We start from the raw sequence: 20,454 nt of genomic DNA, 5'->3' as shown, positions 1-20,454 counted from the left end.
TTCTGCCGCCTCGTATTGTCCTGGGCCCAACTCAGCAATCGGCGTGCCAGAACGCCGGGGAGGCATGCTAGAAGAGCCCGAGGCAGGAATTCCCACCCAACAACTCCTTTCAATTGCGGCCGGGCGATGTCAGATTTTGCCTCAGGCACCAATCAGGTCACCGGGTCCTTGTGAAAAGCGATTCGTTCCATCGGCTGGTTTTCGAGACGGTAGATGTCGGCATCTATTTGACCGCGCATGGCGGCCGCCTGCTCTCCGTCAACAACGCCTTTGCGAGAATGCTGGGATATGCCTCGCCAGGCGACATGCTGGCGGCGGTCGCCGACCGGCTAAGTTCGATCTTCGTCGACCCTCAGGAACGCGACCGCCTGATCCGCAAAATCGCGCAGGACAAGTATCTGGCCAACGAAGTCAGCGAAATCGTCCGCGTCGATGGCCAGCATTTGTGGATTTCGCAATCGGCCTCGCTCCACATCGATCCCGAGGACGGGCCGGTCGTGGTCGGCAGCATCATCGACATCACCGCTCTGGTACAATCCCAGCACGCCCTGCGGCAGGCCGAGGAACGCTTCCGCAGCCTGTTCGACAATGCGGTCATGGGCATTTACGTCTCCAGCCTGGATGGGCACATGATCAGCGCCAATCCGGCCCTCGCCCGCATCAACGGCTATGAGACGGCGGAGGATTTGGTGCGCAGCGTCAACGACATTTCGCGCGAATGGTATGTCGATCCGACCCGGCGCGCGAAATTCGTCGCCATGATGGATCGCGACGGCATGGTGCGGAACTTCGAATCTGAAATCTATCGCCACAAATCGCGCGAACGCATCTGGATTTCCGAGAATGCGCGGCTGATCCGCGACGCCCAGGGCAATCCGCTGCATTATCAGGGCACGGTCGAGGACATTACCGAACGCAAGAGCGTGGAGCGGCAATTGCTGCTCGCCCGGCGCGAAGCGGAATCATCCAACCGGGCCAAGAGCGAGTTCCTCGCCAATATGAGTCATGAACTGCGCACGCCCTTGAACGCGATCATGGGTTTTTCGGAACTGACCGAACTCATGACGCGCGGCAAGGCCGATTTGTGTCAGATCAATGAATACGCCAAGGACATCCACAGCAGCGCCAGCATCCTGATCACCTTGATCAGCGAGATCCTCGATTACTCCAAGGTGGAATCGGGCAAGCTGGACCTCGAGGAAGGCCCGGTCGATTTCGCCGAATTGATCGCTCAATGCGCAACCATGGTGGCCGAGCGCGCCCGCCAGGGCGAGGTCACACTCAAAATCGATTCAAGCCCCGATCTTCCCAGCATTCGCGGCGATCGTCGGCGGCTGCTCCAGGTCCTCCTCAATCTTCTCACCAATGCGGTCAAGTTCACGCCGCCGGGCGGCTCGGTCGCTGTCACCACGGCGATCGGTGACAACGGCACCTTCTCTCTTACCGTCGCCGATACCGGTATCGGCATCCCCGAACAGGATCTCTCTCGTGTTTTCGAACCCTTCGTGCAGGCCAATCGCTCCTCGCAGCATCAACGCGAAGGCACCGGGCTGGGCCTCGCCATCTGCCGCAGCCTCATCGAACTGCATCAGGGACACATCGCCATCGAAAGCGAGCCGGGCAAAGGCACCGTCGTGCGCGTGACGTTGCCGGCATCGCGTGTGCGTCAGCCGGCGGTGATGCGCGGCGGATGAGCGGACCATCCGCCCGGACCGCAGCCATGATTTTCCGCGCAGCCAATTTTACTAAAATTCAACCTATCGCCGCTTAGTGTCGCAGTTTGCGAGAATCTGAAAATTATCTTGGTCAGACGACAACAATCACTGATTGAGCGGGCGTGGCGCCGATCACTAACACAGCCCATCCTCAGGCCACAGCGGTGGAAATTCCTGAAAACGCGAGATATGAGGCATCCGCAGCGCATATCGCGCGGCGCGGCGCATCTGTGGAATACGGCCTTTGATTGAACTTTGCCGTTCTTATTAGTCTATTTGTGTGAGTTACGAAGTTTTTTATCACTAACATTTTCTTAAGAATATTGGTGAGTAAAATCCTCTACTCGACTAGATTCATTGCGTGACTAGTTCTGCCACCGCGTAATCAGGATGAATACCATCGCGACCGAGGCGCCAAACGGGATCAGTGACCCCCGCTTGAAATCGCTCTATGGCTATTGGAGCGACAAAAAAGGCGCGCGCGTTCTGCCGGCCCGACAGGACATTGATCCTCTCGAGATGAAAGACTGGCTCGGCAATCTGATGCTGATCGAGTTTCCCGGCGACATCACGACCTACCGCATCCGCCTGGATGGCACCAATCTGGAGCATTATTACGGCTCGCGCCGTACCGGCCGCGGCATCGAAACCCTCACCTCCGAGGAAGAGCGGGACCTGATCCTCGAACAATACCGCCCGGTGATCGAGAAGAAGCGGCCCGCTTACATCGAAAGCGAATTCATCAACAGTGATGGCGTGTTCTCGCGCCAGGCCAAACTGATCCTGCCGCTGTCGAGCGACGGCACGCGTGTCGACATGGTTCTGGTCGGCATCTACTTCCGCAGTGAAGCCGGCGTCACGATGCGCTGATCCCAGCGCGCCCGGCTCATCCCCGAACGATATACTCGCGCAAGGATTCGGCCTCCCGCTCGGCATCCTCGACACGCCGTTTGACCACGTCGCCGATGGAAATCATGCCGATGATGCGGCCTTGCGAACGGACCGGCAGATGCCGGAAGCGCCGCGCCGTCATCATGGCCATGGTCGAGGCGATGGAATCGTCGGGCCCGCAGCAAACGACGTTGCGGGTCATCACGTCCCGCACCGATCGCGTCAGCACCTCGGCGCCCACTTTAGCGATCTGCCGCACAAGATCGCGTTCGGAAATAATACCCACCATATCGCCGCCGTCATCGAGCACCGGCAAGGCGCCGATATTCTCTTGCGTGAGGATGCGCGCGACATCGGCGAGGCTATCGGCCTCCTTGACGGAAATCAGGCGATCGGATTTGCCCTTGAGGATGCTCGCAACGGTCATCGCAGCCACCCTTCCTTGCGGCCGCTCAGCGGCCCTGAAGGAAACAGCGTAGCGTGGATTTGAGCGAACGCAACGCTTTTGGCATCTGCGAAGGAAAAGGCGTGACCGACGGCCTGCCTCAGGCTTCCTTCACCGGACGGCCTGAATCCGGATCGTCATCGTCGGATTCTTCATCGTCGTCGTCATCGTCATCATCTTCGTCGTCATCGTCGCCGCTCTCATCCTCGTCGTCGATGTCGTCGTCATCATCATCGTCGTCATCGGCTTCATCATCTGAATCCGAGCCGGCATCCTCATCTGATTCCGAGGCGGCTTCTTCCGCACCTGCGAAGGCATTCTCGGCGGCCTGCTCTTCCAGGCGGGCGAGGACCTCGGCATCGTAAGCATCGTCGGCGGCGGGCACCGCCTCGCCGGCTTCGGTGTCCGGTTCGCCGCGAAGTTCGATTGCGGCCGCGGCTTCTTCGTCATCGTTCTCGTCACCCGACAAAGCATGGCCCGCGGCATTGGCCTGGGTCCCCAGGGTCGAGATGGCCGAGCGTGCATCGAGCAGGCCGGCGGCGCGCAGTTCTTCGATCCCCGGCAGAGCCTCGCAGCTTTCCAGGCCGAAATGCTCCAGGAACTCGGTCGTCGTACCCCAGACCACCGGTCGGCCCGGCGTTTCGCGGCGGCCCTTGGGCTTGATCCAATTCGCTTCGAGAAGCGAATCGAGCGTGCCCTTGGAAATGGCGACACCGCGGATTTCTTCTATCTCGGCCCGGGTGACCGGCTGGTGATAGGCGATGATCGCCAGCGTTTCGATGGCGGCGCGGGTCAGCTTGCGCACCACCTTGCGCTCGACCGACATGCGGTGCGAGAGGTCGGGCGCCGTGCGGAACGCCCAGCGGTCCTCGAACTGCATCAGCATCACGCCACGATTGGCATAGTGCTCCTTCAATTCCTGCAGCAGGCCCTTGAGGTCGGCATCGTCGGGCAGGCGCTGGGCCAGCACCTTTTCGCTCAGCGGCTCGGAGGCCGCGAACAGGACCGCTTCCAGGAAGCGCAGGGTTACAAAGCGTTCTTCACTCATGATGGGGTCACTTCACTGGGCACGTCATTGTCGGAATCGCGCTGGCGCGGGTCGGCCCGCTTCAGATAGATCGGCCCGAAAAGACCGTCCTGGCGCAGATTGATGATGCCGGAGCGTGCGAGCTCCAGGCTGGCGGCAAAGGTGGCGGCGACCGCGGCGCGGCGCTGCAATGGCTGGCGCAGCCCCTCGGGCAGGAAATGCTGCAAGGTGGTCCAATCCAGGGTCTGGCCGATGAAATCGCCGATCCGCTTCAGCGCATCGTCCATCGAGAAAAGATTGAGGGGCTGGATCTGCAGCATGCCTTCGCGGCGGCGGCCGGGATGGGTGCCATAGGCCTTCAGAAGGTCGTAGAGCGAAAGCTCGAAGACTGGCACGTCGACCACCCTGAGGGGCTCAGGCGCGCCGCGCAGGAAGGTGTCGCGGCCTAGCTGCGGCAGATCGAGCATGGCCTGTCCAGCCTTCTGCATCGCCTCGAGGCGCTGCAGCTGGAAGGCCAAAGCGGCGGCTAATTCGACACCGGTGGGTTCCCCGTCGCCGGGCGGTTCGGGCAGCAGCAGGCGCGATTTCAGATAGGCAAGCCAGGCCGCCATGACCAGGTAATCGGCCGCCAGCTCCAGCCGCAACTTCCGGGCCCGGGCGATGAAGGCAAGGTACTGGTCAGCCAGTTCCAGGATCGAGATCTTCTTGAGATCGACCTTCTGGTCGCGGGCCAGGGTCAGCAGGATGTCGATCGGCCCCTCATAGCCGTCGAGATCGAGATGCAGATCGCCATCGTCATTGGCCGCCACCGGCTCGCGGTCGTCGGCCTCGCCCCCCGCCTCGCCGGTTTCAGGGCCGGATTCGGGGCCCGCGGGCGCATCGGCCGGCGCAACCTCGTCCACAGCAGCCTCAGCCTCGGGTCTGGGCTCGGATTGGTCTTTGTCGTCGTCGGCGATCCATTGCGCCATCGAAACCGTCGCTTCGTTAATTCGTCAGGAGGGTATCCGCGCCGGTGAAGGCGAGGATCTTCCCCACGACATATTCGTAGGGGGTATGCAAAAGCCAGCCCAAAATATTGATATTGGCGCCGAACTGATTCCCGATCATCGGAATGACGAAAATCAGGGCGAGCAGAACCAGCATGCCAAAGCGCTCGGTCCGCATGAAGGGGATGGCCAGTTGCCGCGGCAACAGCGTGGCGAGCACCCGGCCACCATCCAGCGGCAGCAAAGGCAACATATTAAAGATCGCCAGCACTACATTGAGAATAATGGAATTTATGAGTGTCGCCGCCGCCCATTGCTGCGCGACCTCCGGCAGCCAGGCAATGGCATGCAGCGCCACCGCCGAGAGCAGCGCCAGCACGATATTGCTGCCCGGCCCAGCCGCCGCCACCAAAGCGGAATCGCGGCGCGGGTGCCGCAGGCGTCCGAAATTGACCGGCACCGGCTTGGCATAACCGAAGGGAGGCCCCCCGAAGAGAATCAGCAGGCCCGGCAGCAGCAGGGTGCCGAAGGGGTCGATATGACGAAAGGGATTGAAGGTCACCCGGCCCAGGCGATAGGCGGTGTCGTCACCCAGCCTCCAGGCGACGAAGCCGTGCGACGCCTCGTGAAACGTGATGGCCAGCAAGACCGGCAGCACCCAAGTGGATGCCGTCTGAATAAAGCTGCCGATTTCGGCTTCGTTCAACGCCTGACTCCTCGTGGCTGGCGGCCAATTCATGGCACGCCCGACTTTCGCTTCAATAATGACGCAGGATCAGGCCATTAAAGCCGAAAGCTCATCCAACATTTCAGCGCGATCGACATCCGGTTCCCGGTTGAGGCGCCGCTGGCCCTGTTCATAGCGGGCTTGGCCCACCGCCGACAAGGGTTTGGACCCGCGCACCACCCGCTCCATCTCGGCCATGTCGCCGTTGCAATGGAGGACGACGTCACAGCCGGCCTCCAGGCTCTGCTGGGCGAGTTCGTCGAGACCGCCCTTGAGCGCCTTCATCGACAGGTCGTCCGACAGCAGCAATCCCGGGAAGCCGATCTCGCCCCGGATCACTTCGGCGATCACGGTGGGGCTCAAGGTTGCCGGCAGCTTGTCGTCGATGGCGCCGTAGATGATATGGGCCGTCATCGCCCAGGGAATATCGTTGAGCGCCCGGAAGGGCACGAAATCGGTCTCGGCCAGGGTGTCGAAATCGGCATCCACCCGGGGGAGATCGTGATGGCTGTCGATGGTCGAGCGGCCATGGCCGGGGATGTGCTTGACGATCGCCATGACACCACCCGCCATCAGCCCCTCGGCCGCCGCCCGGCCGAGATCGGCCACCAGATAGGGGTCCGAGCCGAAAGCGCGGTCGCCGATGACGTCATGGGCGCCGGGTGCCCGCACATCGACCATGGGTGCGCAATCGACATTGATGCCGAGATCGAGCATCTCCGCCGCCATCAGTTCATGATTGATGCGGACCGCCTGCGCCGCCCGGGCCCGGTCCATGGCGGCGATGACACCGAACTTGTCTGCCGCCGGCGGATGCCGCCAATGCGGTGCCTTCAGGCGCGCCACACGGCCACCCTCCTGGTCGATGAGGATCGGTGCATCCGACCGCTCCACACTCGCGCGCAGCTCGGCGGTGAGGCGACGAGCCTGTTCCGGATCGATCAGGTTGCGGGCAAAGACGATGAAGCCGAGCGGGTCGACGGATTTGAAAAAGTCCCGCTCGGCCGCCGTCAGTTCGGGGCCGGCACAGCCCAGAATGGCTGCCAATGGCATTGTAATTCCCCCTGAGATATCGCCTTAATTAGCGACGATACACGCTTGATTTTTCTGCTTTAAATCAGCGCAAATTTGCTTGGCGCTGGCCTTGTCGCCGAGTGGCCCGGCCTGCACGCGGTAATAGACATCGCCGGCGCTCTTTTCAAAGCGCTCGATATGCAGTTCCAGTCCACCCAGGATGGCGGGATGAGCCTTCTGGAGCCTTGCCCATTCGGCGCGTGCACCGTCCTCGGACTTTACCGACGCCAATTGGATCCGTGCCGTTCCGCCGGGAACCGGCTGGATCGCGGCACTGACTTTGGGCAGATCGGTGGCCGCCGCCGTTTCGGCAGGAGCTGTTTCCGCCGGGGCCGCTTCCGTGGCGGCAGTCTCGGCAGCCGGCGCGGCTGTCTCGGGCGTTGCCGCTGCCGGATCGGCCGCACCCAATTCGGTCGGCGCCGGCACGCTGGGGATCGCCGTGACGTCGGGGGCGCTCACGCTGGGAATACCCGGGGTCGCAGTGGCGGCTTCAGGCGCCGTCGCCACGGTCGCCGGAACATCCGTTGCAGGCACTTCGGTCGCCGCGACTGCCGGTGGCGGCGGTGGTGCCGCCGGCTGTTCCGGCGCCGGCAGGACCGTCTCGGCCTGATTCGTCGTCGTGCCATCGGCATTATTGAGTATCGCGACATCCTGGTTGGGGACGGCAAGGCCGCCCTCTTCCTCCGGCTTCACCCGCTCGGGTGAGCCGTCGGCCGTGATCACCGGGACTTCCTGGGTCCCGCTATCGCCGCCGCTCAGGATCCAGAAACCGGCCAGCAACGCGACCGCCGCCGCACCCAGCAGCAGCCGGTTCCGCAGGCGGCGTTTCCGCCGCGCGGCCTCAACCTCGGCATCCGGCAGATCGGCAAAAGGCGGTGGCGAGGCGCCGATCCCTTGCAGCAGATCCGGCTGGTCGTCCGGCGTCAGCCCGGTCAGGCGCTCGAACGGTGTATCGCGGTGGCCGGCCGGTTCCGTCCCGCTTCCATGTGGGCCCAGGGCCATGCTGGGATCCGGCACACCCATCGTCGCACTGGCATTGGCATCGACCGAGAAGAGGGGTTCGCCCTCGGTGAGAATGTGGTCTGCCTCGGCACGGGGCGCCGGGGCCGAGGGCGCGGCCTGCGCTGCCGGCTCGCCCCGGAGGCGACTCAACGCAGCGGCCACGTTGGCCTGAATCTGTTCTGCCCGCGGGCTGGGTTCGGTGGACATGGCCGCGATCCTTGACGCGATGTTGGAGGGCGGATTCGAGATACCGCCACAATCTTGGAATCAAACCAGCAAAAGCCCGAGTCGGTCAAGCGACAGGGCCGTGACGGCATGGCTTAACGCATAGATTCAGTTAGGATTTTTCTGAAACATCGCAGCCCGCGCCGCAGAGCCGGGCATGGGTTTCGAGGGCGAATTTGTCGGTCATGCCGGCGATGTAATCGGCGACATGGCGCGCGCGCTGCCGCGTATCCTCGCCAGCCATCTCGCGCGACCATTCCGGCGGCAGCAAATCGGGCCGCGCGATGTGAAGATCGAAGAGGTCGCGCACCACGCCCTTTGCATGGGCCATGGTCGCGTTGATGCGCTCATGGCGGTACATGCGCTGAAAGAGAAAGCGCTTGAGACCGACATCGTTCTCGCGCATCGCCGGCGAGAAAGCGATCACCGGCGTAGTGAGCCCACGGATATCGGCGACCGATTGCACCCGGTTTGCCGCGAGGCGTCGCCCGCTCTCCTCCAGCACATCGGCCACCATCAGATGGATCATGCGCCGCACCGCCTCATGGATCACCCGGCTGGTCTCGAGGCCGGGATAGCGCGCCGCCACGTCGGCAAAGACCGGCCCCGCCAGCGGCACATCGTGGAGATCGGCAATGGCGAAAAGCCCGGCCCGCAAGCCGTCATCGATATCGTGATTGTTGTAGGCGATGTCGTCGGAAAGGGCCGCCACCTGGGCCTCGGCGCTGGCAAAGCCGCCCAGTTCCAGCGGCCATTCGGCATCATAAGCCGCAATCGTCGCCGGCACGCCATGGGCCAGGGCCTGGGCGCCGGCATGGGCTCCCGTGAGCGGGCCGTTATGCTTGACGATCCCTTCCAGCATCTCCCAGGTCAGGTTGAGCCCGTCGAAAGCGGCATAGCGGTGCTCCAACGTGGTGAGCACGCGGAAGGTCTGCTCGTTGTGATCGAAGCCGCCCAGTTCCGCCATGCAGGCATTGAGCGCCTCCTCTCCCGCATGGCCGAAAGGCGGATGGCCGAGATCGTGCGCCAGCGCCAGCGCCTCGGCGAGATCCTCGTTGAGGCCGAGGACGCGGGCGATGGTGCGGGCGATCTGCGCCACTTCGAGGCTGTGGGTCAGGCGCGTCCGGTAATGATCCCCTTCGTGATAGACGAAGACCTGGGTCTTGTGTTTGAGGCGCCGGAAGGCCGCCGAATGCACCACCCGGTCGCGGTCGCGCTGATAGACCGAGCGCATCGGGCTTTCCGCCTCGGCGACGCGCCGGCCGCGGCTCTGTTCCGGGTAGCAGGCATAGTTTGCTAATTGCATGGCGCGACCCTACCAGCCCGCCGGGATACGTGCCACTGGCTTGATATCAGGGGAAGCATTTGAAAAGACGTGGAAATATTAGGGCCATCGATACCAGCCATGCATGGCGGGCGTTTGACATTTGCGGGAAACGTCCTAGATACTGGCTCAACTATTCGACTTGGTATTCAACTTGGCCGAAGTGACTCGTATGACCGACATGACGCCCCATCCGCAGGTGACCTTGAGCGCCAGTGCCGCGAAGCGTATCGCCACCCTCATCCAGATGGAAGGCGATGCGAACCTGATGTTGCGCCTCAGCGTGTCCGGCGGCGGCTGCTCAGGCTTTCAGTACGGCTTCTCCTTCGACAAATCGGCCCAGCAGGATGACCGCGTTTTCGAGCGCGACGGCGTCAAGCTGGTGGTGGACGATACTTCGCTGGAACTCCTCGCGGGCTCGGAAGTCGATTATGTCGAGGATTTGGTCGGCGCCGCGTTCCAGGTGAAGAACCCGAACGCGCAATCGAGCTGCGGCTGCGGCAGTTCCTTCTCCGTCTGATCCGGCATATCACCGGTGAAAATCGCGACCTTCAACGTCAATTCGCTGCGCGCGCGCATCGGCAACGTCCTCGACTGGCTGAAGCAGGCGCAGCCGGATGTGGCCCTGTTCCAGGAAATCAAATGCACCGAGGCCGAGTTCCCGCGGCTCGAGATCGAGAGCCTCGGCTACAACGTCAATTGCATCGGCCAGAAGAGCTATAACGGCGTCGCCATCCTGTCGCGCACACCGATGACGATCGAGCAGAGCAGCCTGCCGGGCGATCACGGCGACGAGCAGGCCCGCTATCTCGAGGCCATCATCGACGTGCCCGAGGGCGAGAAGTGGAAGGCGCTGCGCGTCGCCACGATCTATCTCCCCAACGGCAATCCGGTCGAGAGCGAAAAGTTTCCCTACAAGCTCGCCTGGATGAAGCGGCTGAAGGCGCATGCGGCCGAGCTGCTGAAGCTGGAAGAACCAACCATCCTCGGCGGCGATTACAACGTCATCCCGACCGATAACGATGTCTACGATCCTGTGGCCTGGGCCGATGACGCCCTCGCCCGCCCGGAGACCCGCGCGCATTTCCGCGCACTAGCCTGGCTGGGCTATACCGATGCCTTCCAGCATCTGCATCCCGAAGGCCATCGCTATACCTTCTGGGATTACCAGGCCGGTCGCTGGCAGCGCGACGAGGGCCTGCGCATCGATCACCTGATGCTCTCGCCCCAGGCCGCCGATTGCCTGGAAGCCTGCGAGATCGACCGCGACCCGCGGAAGAAGGAAAAGCCCAGTGACCACACGCCGGTCTGGTGCGAGCTGAGGCTTTAGGAAGAGCGCACCACTTTTTTGTCATCCCCCGCGAAGGCGGGGGATCCACGAGTTGCTTTCTTCAATCGCAATCAAACTCGTGGATGGTCCGCCTTCGCGGACCATGACACAAAAAATTACTTCGAAGATATGGGATCAGAACTCTGTCACGAGCTGCGAGACGCGCTCGTGATCGGCGGGGAAATCGACTTCGCCCCAGAGACACCCTTCGATCGAGCAGGTCTCGACCTGGTGATTTTGCGCGATCTGGCCGATGGCGCGGAGATACCACCATTTGAGGCCTTCGGGCGTGTGCATCAGTGCATCGAGCGTGTCGGTGAAGAGCTTCGGCCCCGGCCCACGGAACAGCAGCATGCCGATCGATTCGCCGTCGGTGCGATCGGGGGTCAGCGTTTTGCCGATATCGAGGAGCCGCGTGCCCTTGAGATGCACCTTCATGTCGTCGGAATCGTAGGATTCCTTCTTGTCGATCGTGACCGTGATCGGCGCCGCGGGGCTCGCGCGCAGAGTCTGGAAAATCTTCGGCTCGATCACCGTGTCGCCGTTGAGAATGACGAAATCCTCGCGCATCTCCTCGCGTGCCAGCCAGCACGAGGCGAGATTGTCGGCGAGCTTGTAGAACGGGTTGTAGATGGTGCGGATCTTGAGCTTCGGCCCTTCGAGCTTCTTCAGAAGGGCGACCACATCCTGTGCGTGATAGCCCACGACCACGGCGATGTCGTCGACGCCGCCTTGCGTCAGCGCCCAGATCTGCCATTCGATCAGCGTCTTGTCGCCGAGCGGCAGCAGGCATTTCGGGCGCCCTTCGGTCAAGGGCAACAGACGCGAACCTTGGCCCGCGCTCAGGATGACGGCCTTCATGGAATCTCCGAAGAATCTAGGTGGCCCGGCGGTTTGCGCCCGGGTCTCGAATGGCGCGGCAGGATCGATAATGTCGCCCCCGCTGTCAACCCCCGGCAGGGGGCGGTGCGACAATTGGCGGCCCGGATTCTCGCGCCAAATCAGGCGCTTGTCTTGGTCGGGATGAGCTGAGAAAGCTGTTTGCAGCCGGGGAAAGCCTCTGCTATAAGCTGCCCCGCACGCGTTGGACCCCCGTTTGGGTCCGCTGCCGATTATTCCCCGGTAGCTCAGCGGTAGAGCAACCGGCTGTTAACCGGTTGGTCGCTGGTTCGAATCCGGCCCGGGGAGCCATTTTCTGAAACGCGCCGGAATCCAGATCGGGTTCCGGCGCGTTTCGTTTTGACGGCTATCGCTTCCTGGGCCCGACCAGCATGCCGCCATAGGCAATGACGAAGAGCGCGAACGCAGCAACCCAGAGTAGCGCCGACACATCGAGCAGCGGCATCGTCCAATCCGTGGCGAGGGCCGCGATCACCCGCGTCAGGGCGGCGAGATTGATGCAGAGATAGGCGAAGCTGGTGGCGCGGTCCGCGACCAGGTCGCGGCCGGTATGGCCGCGCGTGGCACGCGTCATCACGGCGAGGATCATCGTGGCGGCGGTCCCCGCCGTCAGCGCATGGATGGCCGCACTCTGCGGCACGCCGAGATCGAGCACGGAGAGGCCCAGCAGCCCGATGCCGATCGGCAGCCAGGCATAGGCGACGTGAAGAATGACCAGCAGCGGCTCGGCCAGCGTCGCCTCGCCCCGCCAACGCGAAAGCCGCCAGAAATGAAGCGCCGACACGGCGAGTAGCACCAGACCGACGGCCCAGAAATCCGGCTGAACCACCCAGCACAATAAGGCAAGTACGGTCGCCAGCAGCGCCACCCGATCGACCCAGCCGAAAGGTGCGGGCAGTTTTACGCCCGGCCGCTTCGCCAACCAGTTGCGGGTAAAGCTGGGAATGATGCGACCGCCCACAATCGCGATCAGCACAATGACGGCACCAAGCCCCAGGCGCCAGCCGATGCCGGCCGCAACATCGAATCCCATGGCCTCAACATGCATCAGCAGATTGGCAAGACCGAAGAGACTGACGGGCACCAGCATCAACAGGTTGCGCCAGTTGCGCCCGGCCACGATCTCGCGCGCGGCCACCGCGATCAACACTACTGGGAAGGCGAGATCACCGGCGATGGCGAGCCAGGCCGGCAGCGCCGCCGAGAACAGGGTGACGAGACGCCCCAGGATCCACAAAGTGACGAGCCCGGCAAGCGGTGCGTTGTTGACCGGCAATCTGCCGGTCCAGTTGGGAATGGCCGTCAGCAGAAATCCGGCAATGGCAGCCATGACAAAGCCGAACAGCATTTCATGGATGTGCCAGCTCATCGGATCGAACCGGCTGGGAATCTCGATCCCGACGGCAAAAGCGAGAATCCAGAGGACGAGACTGCCCATCGCCCATAAGGCACCGAGCAGGAAGAAAGGGCGGAAACCGTGGCTGAGAAACTCGTTGGCGCGCGGCTCGGTAATATCGTGCATGGTGAGGGTACTCATGGCGGATCACCCATTTCGGGATCAGGAGATGAAGGGACTGAGCACACCCAGCGGATCCTGTGTCCGGGCAATGCCGATGATGAAGCCGAAGACCAGCAGCGCCAGTGTAAAGCAGACGAGACGCGTGCTACGCGTCCGGCCCCGTTTGAGCGCGAAGCTGCCGAGCGCGATATAGACAACCAGCAAAGCGACTTTGACGCTGAGCCAATCCTGGCCGCCTGGATATTGCTGCGTGATCGCCATCAGCATCACCGCCGCCGCGAGCAGCAGGGTATCGATCCCATAGCTGAGATAGCGCAGGGGTGCCGCCATGGCCCAGCCCCCGCCGCCGGCATTGAGCACCAGGCCACGCAAGGTGAAGAGGCTGCCGCTCATGATCACGGCGACAATGTGCAGCCATCGGATCTCGGGATAGAGATCGGTCATCAGCCCTACCTGAGCGCACACGGGTCATCTAAAACATTCATCTAATATGTATATTATTGGCCGGCCAACGCCAACCAGGGCGACCTGCGTCAAATGCGCCGGTCGCTCCCGGCCAACTCTGCCGAGCCGGCCGTCCTTGCCGGGAAGCCAGTCTGGCAATCGCCCGTTCCAGGGCAATAATTCAACTTATAATCAATAGGATAGATGATCCGCCCCGGCATGCACCGCTTGGCACAGGGCGTGCTTGAAGAAAGGCAGGTTTTGACCCCGTTTCAAAGGCCCTCGCCATGCGCCATTCCTTGCTGCCCCTCGCCGCCGCCCTCATCCTGGGCGCCTGCACGTCGACCGCGCTGCTGGCAAAGCCGGACGTGACCGCCCGCATCGATCAGCCGCCGATGGTGATGTCGGGCTGCATGAATGAGGCTCTGGCCACCGAATTTCCCGGGACTTATCCGGACCTGCAGCAATTCGGCCCGAAATCGGAGATCAGCCTTTATGCGCCGCGCGGCGGCCTCATCGCCTTCATCACGGTGGAACCACATCCCAACGGGAAATCGCTGGTGAAGTTCTATAACGGCGATCTCTATTGGCCGGAACATCAGGTGAGCGGCGTCTTCCCCGACATGGCACGCGACAACTGGCACAGGGTGGAACGCGCGCTGCAGGCCTGCGCCCCCCTCTCCGCCAACGTTCCGGCGAATACCTCGCCCACGATGTAAGCACCCGCACCTTGCCGGATGGGTAGCGATCCGTCAGAATCGTCCCATCAACGGGCGGGGAACGGACACGACATGATTGCCAAGGAAATGTGGGCGGCCCTCGCCCTCTATGTCGTCATGCTGTCTTCGGGCCAGTTGCTGTTCAAGAAAGCGGCGCTGGGCAGTGCCATGGTCTCGGGCATCGGCGATCTGCGGCATCTGATCTTCAATGGCTGGCTGTGGGCGGCGCTGGTTCTTTATGGCGTCACGACCTTCCTGTGGGTCGCCATCCTGCAGCGCGTGCCGCTCTCGACCGCGATCCTTTTCAACGCGCTCTGTTTCGCGCTGGTGCCGATCGCCTCGGCCGCGTTTTTCGGCGAAGCGCTGGGTTGGCGTCATGCCATCGGCATCGCCTTCATCGTCACCGGCCTGGTGATCGTCGCCCGCTAGACGAGCGCGTGCCCCTGCTGGAGCGCTTCGACCTTCAGCGCATCGTCCGGCCCGCTCACGCCATAGACTGGAATGGCGGGCAGGCTGTTATAGACAAAGGGCGTCGAGAAATAATAGGCGCCGGTATCGTGCAGCATCACGAAATCGCCCGGCTCCAGCAGCGGCAATGGACGCGCATGGGCGACGATGTCGCCGGCAAAGCAGCAGGGCCCGGCCACATCCTGCTCTATACGCTCGCCCTTCTTCGGCCGCGCCTGGCCATCCAGCGCACTGACGCGGATTTTCCAAAGTTCCGGCATGAAGACCGTGCGCGTCGCCACCTGGGCGCCGGCATGTGTGATGGCGATGGGATGCCCGCCGGTTTCCTTGGTGTATTCCACCCGCGCCAGGATGAAGCCTGCTTTGGCCAGGACCGAACGGCCGAATTCGGTCACCACCTTGAACTCGCCCGAGAACAGGCCCGGCACGCCGGCGCGCAAGGATGCGACATAATCCTTGAAGCTCGGCGTGATCTTGTCGCTCTCGAAATTGACCGGCAGGCCGCCACCGATATCGAGGGTGGTGATCTGCTTGCGGCCCAGGCGTTCGTTGATCTCCTCAGCCAGCGCATAAGTCTTGGCGATACCGGCGGCGATCAATTCCAGAGGGCAGCCTTGCGAGCCGACATGGGTATGGAGGCAGGTGAGCCAGGGCCGCGCCGCATAGGCCGCGATCACCAATTCGCGATTGTCGCCGTCTTCCAGGCCGATGCCGAATTTCGAGGTGCGCGTCGCCGTGCTCATGGCGGCAATGCCGCCGGCACCGACCTGCGGGTTGACGCGGATGCCGACGATCGAGCGTGACTTGCCCTTCCCCATCCAGTCGTCGACGCGCGTCAGCTCCTGCCAATTGTCGATATTGAGCGTGGCACCGCTCTTCAAGGCGGCGTCGATTTCCCAGCGCGTCTTTGCGGGGGAATCGAACACGATCTCCTCGCCCTCGAAACCGGCGGCGACGGCCGCCTCGAACTCGCCGGGGCTCGCCACCTCGCAGGACATGCCGGCGCCGCGGATGAATTTCAGAATCGCCGGCATGGTATTGGCCTTGGCGGCAAAGGCATGGCGGAAGAAATTCGGGAACGACGCGCGCAGATCGTCGATGGTATGGCGGAACGCATCCATGTCGATGACGCCGATGAGCGGCGCATCTTCGATCAACAGGCCGTCCCCATAGGCACGGGCGGCGATCGCGGCCTTGCGCGGCGAAACGCTGTCATCCATATCCGGCAAACTCCTTGAAGCACGAAAATTCCAGGGCGTCATAGGGACCAGAATGCCCCCTCAAAGGCAACCCTGTTGACGTATCCCCAGCCTTGCACGGATGGAATGGCGACTAACCGTCACGGGCGGCCTGCAAAGCGTGGCCGAATGCCGCCGAGCCCATCAATTTCTTGCAGCGCTCGAAGCGGTTCACCGCATAGGCCCAGAAATCATCCGCCGGGTTTTCATTCACATGCTGGATGATGCCCCAGAGCGTCCAGAGGAGATCGCACATCGCCTTGTAGAGAACCATGCGCCCCGCCTCACCTACCGGCACCCGGCCGCCGAAATAGGCCTCGAGCAGAGCCGCGTCCTGGTCTGGACCGAAGCCGGCCTCGACCGAGACATCGCCCAGATCCCACATCGGATCGTTGTTGCCGGCATATTCCCAATCGATCACATAGACTCTGGTGCCGGTATCGAGGAAGTTCTCGGCCAGCGGATCGCAGTGGCAGGGCGCCGAGGGCAGCTTGCGTGCCGCGAGGGCGCTTCGCACCGCCTCGGCCTCGCGCTTCACATCGTGATAGCCATCCGGCAATGGCGCATCCTTCTTCGCCAGAATGTCGAGATAGTCGTCTATCATCTGGAAGAGTTCGAAGCGGTTGCGGAAAACCTTGCCGCTCTCATGCACGCGCCGCAGGCTCTCGGCCGATCGCTTGACCGCGCCCAGATCCCTGAAGCGCTCGGCATTCAGCGTGGCGGCACCCTCGATGAAACCGGCAAGCTGCACGCCGTCCTTCTCGTCGAAGAAATGCAAGGGCGCGTTTACGCCGATTTCGGACGTCATGCGGGCGGCATGGGCCTCGTTGGCGCGCGAGATATATTCGCTGGTCCCCTCCCCCGGGATGCGCAGGACAAACTTTCCCTTCGGCGTTCCCAGCAGGAAGTTCTTGTTGGTAAGACCGCCCAGCCGCGCGGTACTGACATCGTCGACGCCGAGACCCGCCAGCAGCGGAATCCGCCGCATCGCCTGCTCCATCACCTGCCGGTCATCCGCGTCGGTCATATCGCCTCCTATTCTGTCATCCCCCGGCTTGGCCGGGGGATCCACGAGTTTCTTTCGTCAGTCGCTCATGAACTCGTGGATGGCCCGCCTAAAGCGGGCCATGACAAGAAACTACTACGCCTTCAATTTCACGTTCTTCGGATCATAGAGCGCGCCGTCATGACGGGTTGCCGGCGAGGGCTCCGTGAAGGCCTCGATCGTGAAGCCCTGCACGCCTGCGAGCTCGATCGGCAGATAGGCATAGGCGACCGACTTCCCGAAGGTGTGGCTGAAATTGCCACTGCTGGTCACGCCCACGACCTTGCCGTCATGGATCACCGCCTCGCCGCCATAGAGTGGCAGCGGCTTCTCCAGGGTGACGGTGCAGAGCTTCTGCCGGATGCCGGCTTCCTTCTGGCGCTGGAGCGCATCGCGGCCGATAAAATCGCCCTTCTTCAGATTGACGCGAAAACCCAGGCCCGCCTCATAGGGCGTGTAATCCGGCGTAATGTCGCTCGACCAATAGAGATAGTTCTTTTCCATCCGGAGGGAGTCGATCGCCCGGTAGCCGACATCGCGGATGCCGAATGCGTCGCCGGCTTCACGGAGCACCTCATAAACATGGCCCGCATATTCGGTCGGTACGTGCAGTTCCCAACCCAATTCACCGACATAGCCGATGCGGATCGCCAGCACCGGCGCCGCGCCCAGGGTAATATTGCGGCAGGTCGAGAACGGAAAGGCCGTATTGGAGGCATCCTCCTCCACGACCTTTTCCAGCACTGCGCGCGCCTTGGGACCGCAGAGATTGATCACGGCGCGGGCCGAGGTCACATCGACAATCCGTACCGAGCCGTCGCGTGGCAGATGGCTTTCGATCCATTGCCGGTCATGAAGACCGAAGGCGCTGCCGGTGACGAAGTAATAGCGGTCCTCGGCAAGACGCGAGAAGGTAAGATCGCATTCGATCCCGCCCTTCTCGTTGCAGAGCTGTGTATAGATCGTGCTGCCCACCGGCTTCGCCATATCCGAAACGGCGATCCTCTGCAGTGCCGCCTCGGCACCCTTGCCGATCACTTCGAATTTGGCAAACGAGGTCTGGTCGATGAGGGCGACGTTCTCGCGCACCGCCTTGTGTTCGGCACCGACAGCATTGAACCAATTGGTCTTGGCCCGGTCGAAAGCCGGTTCGTCCTTGGCCGCGACACCCTTGGGCGCGAACCAGTTCGGTCGCTCCCAGCCGCCGCGCGAGCCGAACACGGCGCCACGGCTCTTGAGCGTCTCATAAAGCGGCGAGCGGCGGATGCCGCGCATGGTCTCGTGCTCGTCGCCAGGGCGATGCAATTTGTAATGATGGCCGTAGAGCTCGACCGCGCGCGGATACATGAAATGGCGCGTGTTATGATGGAAATTGAAGCGGCGCACATCCAGGGGCCAGAGATTGAGGCTGGGGGCTCCGTCGATAATCCATTCCGCCATCATCCGCCCGGCCCCGCCCCCAGCGGCGATGCCATAGAGAAAACCCGCCGAGACGAAGGCATTGTCGAGCTCCGGCACTTTCCCCATCACGAAATCGGAATCCGCCGAATAGGGAATGGGGCCGTTGATGAGTTGCCGGACACCCACGGTGTTGATGATCGGCGTGCGCTTGCCACCCAGTTTCGCCAGCATCTCGAAGCGTTCGAAATTGCCGGGCAAGAGCTCCTGGGCAAAGTGCCGCGGGATGCCGCCGGGCGCAAAGGGCAAGGTATCTGGCTCATAGCCGCCGATGACGATGCCGCGGACCTCGGGCTTGTAATAGACCAGGTGATCGGGATCGCGCATGGTCGGCATGCGCTTGGGGGCGTCGGGAATGGGATCGGTGATGAGATATTGATGCTCGACCGCGAAGCTCGGCACCCGCACGCCCATCATCTGGCCGATCTCGTGCCCCCACATGCCGGCGCAATTGACCAGGAGATCGCAAGTCCAGTTCCCTTCCTCCGTCTCCACGGCAATGACGCGCCTGTTCTCGACCTTGATGGCGGTGACACGGGCGCCCACAACGATCCGGGCGCCCTTGTCCTTGGCACCCTTGGCCAGGGCCTGGCAGACGCCGGCCGGATCGATATAGCCGTCAGATGGGATATAGACCGCCGAACGCACATCCTCCGTGCTCATGATCGGGAAAAGATCCTGCGCTTCCTTGGGCGACAGCTCGCTCATCTCCAGCCCGAAGCTCTTCGCCATGGTGAGCGAGCGCTTGTTCTCCATCTCGCGTTCCGGCGAGCAGGCAAGGCGCAGGCTGCCGTATTTCTTCCAGTCGATCGCCATGCCGGTCTCGGCCTCGAGCTGGTCATAAAGCTCGACCGAATGGCGCAGCATGCGCGTCACGTTGCGCGAGGAGCGCAGCTGCCCCACCAACCCTGCCGCATGCCAGGTGGCGCCATGGGTAATCCCGCTTTTCTCCAGGATCACCACATCCTTCTTGCCCATGCGCGTGAGGTGATAGGCGATCGAACAGCCGATGATGCCGGCGCCGATGATGAGGATTTCGGCATGAAGCCGGCCGGTCGCAACGTCGCTCATGAAAGATATCGTCCGTGTTGAATGAGGCTGAAGGATTATCCGCGGGGCTCGACGACCAGGATTTCGACATCCTGCGCCTCGAGGGCGGCGGCCAATTCGCCGGCGGGCCGCTGATCCGTGACCAGGAGATCGACATCGCCCAAAGCGAGGGCCGCCACCAGGCAGCGTCGGTCGAACTTCGTGTGATCCGCACCGACGATGACACGCTCGCAATGCCCCAGCACCGAGCGCGAGACTTCCGCCTCGCAGAGATGGTTGTCCATAACGCCGAGCTTGGGATCGAGGCCGGAAGCACTGATGATCGCGGTCTTGACCATGAATTGCTGCAGGAACGAGATCGCCGCCGGGCCGAAGGCGGCACTGTCATCGGCACGAAGCTCACCCCCGGCCAGATAGACCCGGTTCCCCTCGCCCGTCGAAAGGTGCTGGGCAATCGGCGCCGAATTTGTCACCACAGTGAGATGGTGCCGCCCCTTCAGGGCCTGAGCCACATAATTGTTGGTGGACCCGGTATCGAGAAAGATCGATTCCCCGTCGCTGATCTCGTCCGCGATGGCGGCGGCGATGGCCTGCTTCGCCGCCATGTTATCCAGCATGCGGCGCTGCAAGGGCTGATCCTCGCTGCGGTCGCGCCAGCGCACATTGCCGTGGCTCTTCTCGACCAGCCCCTTGGCGCCCAACAGGCGCAGATCGCGGCGAATGGTCTCGCCCGACACATCCAGAATTTCCGCCAGATGCGTCACGGCAAGAACATGCTCGCGCCGCAGCACCTCCAGAATGCGCGCCTGGCGTGCATTCAGCCTGAGGTCGGACAGTGTCCCGATTTCCTTGCCCATATCCATATCT

General features: G+C 62.6%; 20 protein-coding genes and 1 tRNA gene. 7 read left to right on the top strand and 14 right to left on the bottom strand.

Features of this window, described 5'->3' with window-relative positions; all coding sequences use genetic code 11:
- Positions 1-170: 170 nt before the first annotated feature.
- Both ACE3PR_RS14945 and ACE3PR_RS14940 read left to right on the top strand, forming a co-directional pair.
- Complete coding sequence (locus ACE3PR_RS14945) at positions 171-1,694, top strand: PAS domain-containing sensor histidine kinase (protein ID WP_374373435.1); 1,524 nt, start codon at positions 171-173, stop codon at positions 1,692-1,694.
- A gap of 411 nt (positions 1,695-2,105) precedes the next feature.
- Positions 2,106-2,585: a PAS domain-containing protein gene (locus ACE3PR_RS14940; RefSeq protein ID WP_374373432.1), complete on the top strand. Its 480-nt coding sequence runs from the start codon at positions 2,106-2,108 to the stop codon at positions 2,583-2,585.
- 16 nt (positions 2,586-2,601) lie between these two features.
- On the opposite strand, the gene ACE3PR_RS14935 is transcribed toward ACE3PR_RS14940, so the two are convergent.
- From ACE3PR_RS14935 to ACE3PR_RS14905, 7 genes are all read right to left on the bottom strand, one after another.
- Entirely contained in the window at positions 2,602-3,033 is a 432-nt protein-coding gene (locus ACE3PR_RS14935) for a CBS domain-containing protein (protein ID WP_374373430.1), read from the bottom strand.
- 118 nt (positions 3,034-3,151) lie between these two features.
- The gene (gene scpB, locus ACE3PR_RS14930) at positions 3,152-4,099 is read right to left on the bottom strand and encodes an SMC-Scp complex subunit ScpB (protein WP_374373428.1); all 948 of its coding nucleotides are present in this window, start codon (positions 4,097-4,099) and stop codon (positions 3,152-3,154) included.
- Positions 4,096-5,046: a ScpA family protein gene (locus tag ACE3PR_RS14925; RefSeq protein WP_374373425.1), complete on the bottom strand. Its 951-nt coding sequence runs from the start codon at positions 5,044-5,046 to the stop codon at positions 4,096-4,098. Before ACE3PR_RS14925 ends, scpB begins: the two co-directional genes overlap by 4 nt.
- 16 nt (positions 5,047-5,062) lie before the next feature.
- Positions 5,063-5,770: a site-2 protease family protein gene (locus ACE3PR_RS14920; RefSeq protein ID WP_374373423.1), complete on the bottom strand. Its 708-nt coding sequence runs from the start codon at positions 5,768-5,770 to the stop codon at positions 5,063-5,065.
- Positions 5,771-5,839: 69 nt separating this feature from the next.
- Positions 5,840-6,844, bottom strand: a complete 1,005-nt coding sequence (gene nagZ / locus ACE3PR_RS14915; protein WP_374373420.1) for a beta-N-acetylhexosaminidase — start codon at positions 6,842-6,844, stop codon at positions 5,840-5,842.
- Positions 6,845-6,868: 24 nt separating this feature from the next.
- Complete coding sequence (locus tag ACE3PR_RS14910) at positions 6,869-8,074, bottom strand: SPOR domain-containing protein (RefSeq protein WP_374373418.1); 1,206 nt, start codon at positions 8,072-8,074, stop codon at positions 6,869-6,871.
- Between the two features lie 130 nt (positions 8,075-8,204).
- Positions 8,205-9,398: a deoxyguanosinetriphosphate triphosphohydrolase gene (locus ACE3PR_RS14905; RefSeq protein ID WP_374373416.1), complete on the bottom strand. Its 1,194-nt coding sequence runs from the start codon at positions 9,396-9,398 to the stop codon at positions 8,205-8,207.
- A 190-nt stretch (positions 9,399-9,588) separates the two neighbouring features.
- On the opposite strand from ACE3PR_RS14905, the gene erpA reads away from it, so the two are divergent.
- Entirely contained in the window at positions 9,589-9,936 is a 348-nt protein-coding gene (gene erpA / locus ACE3PR_RS14900) for an iron-sulfur cluster insertion protein ErpA (RefSeq protein WP_374373413.1), read from the top strand.
- Positions 9,937-9,951: 15 nt separating this feature from the next.
- Complete coding sequence (gene xth, locus ACE3PR_RS14895) at positions 9,952-10,746, top strand: exodeoxyribonuclease III (protein WP_374373410.1); 795 nt, start codon at positions 9,952-9,954, stop codon at positions 10,744-10,746.
- A 135-nt stretch (positions 10,747-10,881) separates the two neighbouring features.
- Here the strand turns inward: xth and ACE3PR_RS14890 are convergent, their stop codons facing one another.
- Complete coding sequence (locus tag ACE3PR_RS14890; RefSeq protein ID WP_374373408.1) at positions 10,882-11,607, bottom strand: sugar phosphate nucleotidyltransferase; 726 nt, start codon at positions 11,605-11,607, stop codon at positions 10,882-10,884.
- A gap of 255 nt (positions 11,608-11,862) precedes the next feature.
- On the opposite strand from ACE3PR_RS14890, the gene ACE3PR_RS14885 reads away from it, so the two are divergent.
- Positions 11,863-11,937: transfer RNA gene (locus ACE3PR_RS14885), tRNA-Asn, on the top strand.
- 55 nt (positions 11,938-11,992) lie between these two features.
- On the opposite strand, the gene ACE3PR_RS14880 is transcribed toward ACE3PR_RS14885, so the two are convergent.
- Together ACE3PR_RS14880 and ACE3PR_RS14875 are read right to left on the bottom strand one after the other, a co-directional pair.
- Entirely contained in the window at positions 11,993-13,183 is a 1,191-nt protein-coding gene (locus ACE3PR_RS14880) for an NnrS family protein (RefSeq protein WP_374373405.1), read from the bottom strand.
- 21 nt (positions 13,184-13,204) lie between these two features.
- Positions 13,205-13,609 (bottom strand): SirB2 family protein, encoded by a 405-nt coding sequence (locus tag ACE3PR_RS14875; protein ID WP_374373402.1) that lies wholly within the window; start codon positions 13,607-13,609, stop codon positions 13,205-13,207.
- 287 nt (positions 13,610-13,896) lie between these two features.
- Here ACE3PR_RS14875 and ACE3PR_RS14870 point away from each other — a divergent pair, with 287 nt between their 5' ends.
- Both ACE3PR_RS14870 and ACE3PR_RS14865 read left to right on the top strand, forming a co-directional pair.
- Positions 13,897-14,328, top strand: a complete 432-nt coding sequence (locus tag ACE3PR_RS14870) for a hypothetical protein (protein WP_374373400.1) — start codon at positions 13,897-13,899, stop codon at positions 14,326-14,328.
- Positions 14,329-14,400: 72 nt separating this feature from the next.
- A complete protein-coding gene (locus ACE3PR_RS14865; protein WP_374373398.1) occupies positions 14,401-14,757 on the top strand; it encodes a hypothetical protein in 357 nt (118 codons plus the stop codon).
- Here the strand turns inward: ACE3PR_RS14865 and ACE3PR_RS14860 are convergent.
- The 4 genes from ACE3PR_RS14860 to ACE3PR_RS14845 form a co-directional block, all read right to left on the bottom strand.
- Entirely contained in the window at positions 14,754-16,016 is a 1,263-nt protein-coding gene (locus ACE3PR_RS14860) for a hypothetical protein (protein WP_374373395.1), read from the bottom strand. The genes ACE3PR_RS14865 and ACE3PR_RS14860 overlap by 4 nt on opposite strands.
- Positions 16,017-16,128: 112 nt before the next feature.
- The gene (locus ACE3PR_RS14855) at positions 16,129-17,061 is read right to left on the bottom strand and encodes a phosphotransferase (RefSeq protein ID WP_374373393.1); all 933 of its coding nucleotides are present in this window, start codon (positions 17,059-17,061) and stop codon (positions 16,129-16,131) included.
- A gap of 114 nt (positions 17,062-17,175) precedes the next feature.
- Positions 17,176-19,608, bottom strand: a complete 2,433-nt coding sequence (locus ACE3PR_RS14850) for an FAD-dependent oxidoreductase (RefSeq protein ID WP_374373391.1) — start codon at positions 19,606-19,608, stop codon at positions 17,176-17,178.
- Between the two features lie 35 nt (positions 19,609-19,643).
- Complete coding sequence (locus ACE3PR_RS14845; RefSeq protein WP_374373389.1) at positions 19,644-20,450, bottom strand: DeoR/GlpR family DNA-binding transcription regulator; 807 nt, start codon at positions 20,448-20,450, stop codon at positions 19,644-19,646.
- Positions 20,451-20,454 lie beyond the last annotated feature (4 nt).

It is taken from the genome of Dongia sp., assembly GCF_041909655.1.
Taxonomy (GTDB): domain Bacteria; phylum Pseudomonadota; class Alphaproteobacteria; order Dongiales; family Dongiaceae; genus Dongia.
Note: the sequence above shows the minus strand (reverse complement) of the source record. Positions and strands in the feature narration are given on the sequence as shown.

Excerpts from the sequence above, each read along its gene's own strand:
- ACE3PR_RS14880 (WP_374373405.1), bottom strand. The coding sequence starts at position 13,183 with ATGAGTACCCTCACCATGCACGATATTACCGAGCCGCGCGCCAACGAG.
- ACE3PR_RS14845 (WP_374373389.1), bottom strand. The coding sequence starts at position 20,450 with ATGGATATGGGCAAGGAAATCGGGACACTGTCCGACCTCAGGCTGAAT.
- ACE3PR_RS14870 (WP_374373400.1), top strand. The coding sequence starts at position 13,897 with ATGCGCCATTCCTTGCTGCCCCTCGCCGCCGCCCTCATCCTGGGCGCC.
- ACE3PR_RS14925 (WP_374373425.1), bottom strand. The coding sequence starts at position 5,046 with ATGGCGCAATGGATCGCCGACGACGACAAAGACCAATCCGAGCCCAGA.
- ACE3PR_RS14905 (WP_374373416.1), bottom strand. The coding sequence starts at position 9,398 with ATGCAATTAGCAAACTATGCCTGCTACCCGGAACAGAGCCGCGGCCGG.
- ACE3PR_RS14890 (WP_374373408.1), bottom strand. The coding sequence starts at position 11,607 with ATGAAGGCCGTCATCCTGAGCGCGGGCCAAGGTTCGCGTCTGTTGCCC.
- ACE3PR_RS14875 (WP_374373402.1), bottom strand. The coding sequence starts at position 13,609 with ATGACCGATCTCTATCCCGAGATCCGATGGCTGCACATTGTCGCCGTG.
- ACE3PR_RS14865 (WP_374373398.1), top strand. The coding sequence starts at position 14,401 with ATGATTGCCAAGGAAATGTGGGCGGCCCTCGCCCTCTATGTCGTCATG.
- ACE3PR_RS14855 (WP_374373393.1), bottom strand. The coding sequence starts at position 17,061 with ATGACCGACGCGGATGACCGGCAGGTGATGGAGCAGGCGATGCGGCGG.
- scpB (WP_374373428.1), bottom strand. The coding sequence starts at position 4,099 with ATGAGTGAAGAACGCTTTGTAACCCTGCGCTTCCTGGAAGCGGTCCTG.
- erpA (WP_374373413.1), top strand. The coding sequence starts at position 9,589 with ATGACCGACATGACGCCCCATCCGCAGGTGACCTTGAGCGCCAGTGCC.
- ACE3PR_RS14935 (WP_374373430.1), bottom strand. The coding sequence starts at position 3,033 with ATGACCGTTGCGAGCATCCTCAAGGGCAAATCCGATCGCCTGATTTCC.
- ACE3PR_RS14850 (WP_374373391.1), bottom strand. The coding sequence starts at position 19,608 with ATGAGCGACGTTGCGACCGGCCGGCTTCATGCCGAAATCCTCATCATC.
- ACE3PR_RS14940 (WP_374373432.1), top strand. The coding sequence starts at position 2,106 with ATGAATACCATCGCGACCGAGGCGCCAAACGGGATCAGTGACCCCCGC.
- ACE3PR_RS14860 (WP_374373395.1), bottom strand. The coding sequence starts at position 16,016 with ATGGATGACAGCGTTTCGCCGCGCAAGGCCGCGATCGCCGCCCGTGCC.
- ACE3PR_RS14910 (WP_374373418.1), bottom strand. The coding sequence starts at position 8,074 with ATGTCCACCGAACCCAGCCCGCGGGCAGAACAGATTCAGGCCAACGTG.
- nagZ (WP_374373420.1), bottom strand. The coding sequence starts at position 6,844 with ATGCCATTGGCAGCCATTCTGGGCTGTGCCGGCCCCGAACTGACGGCG.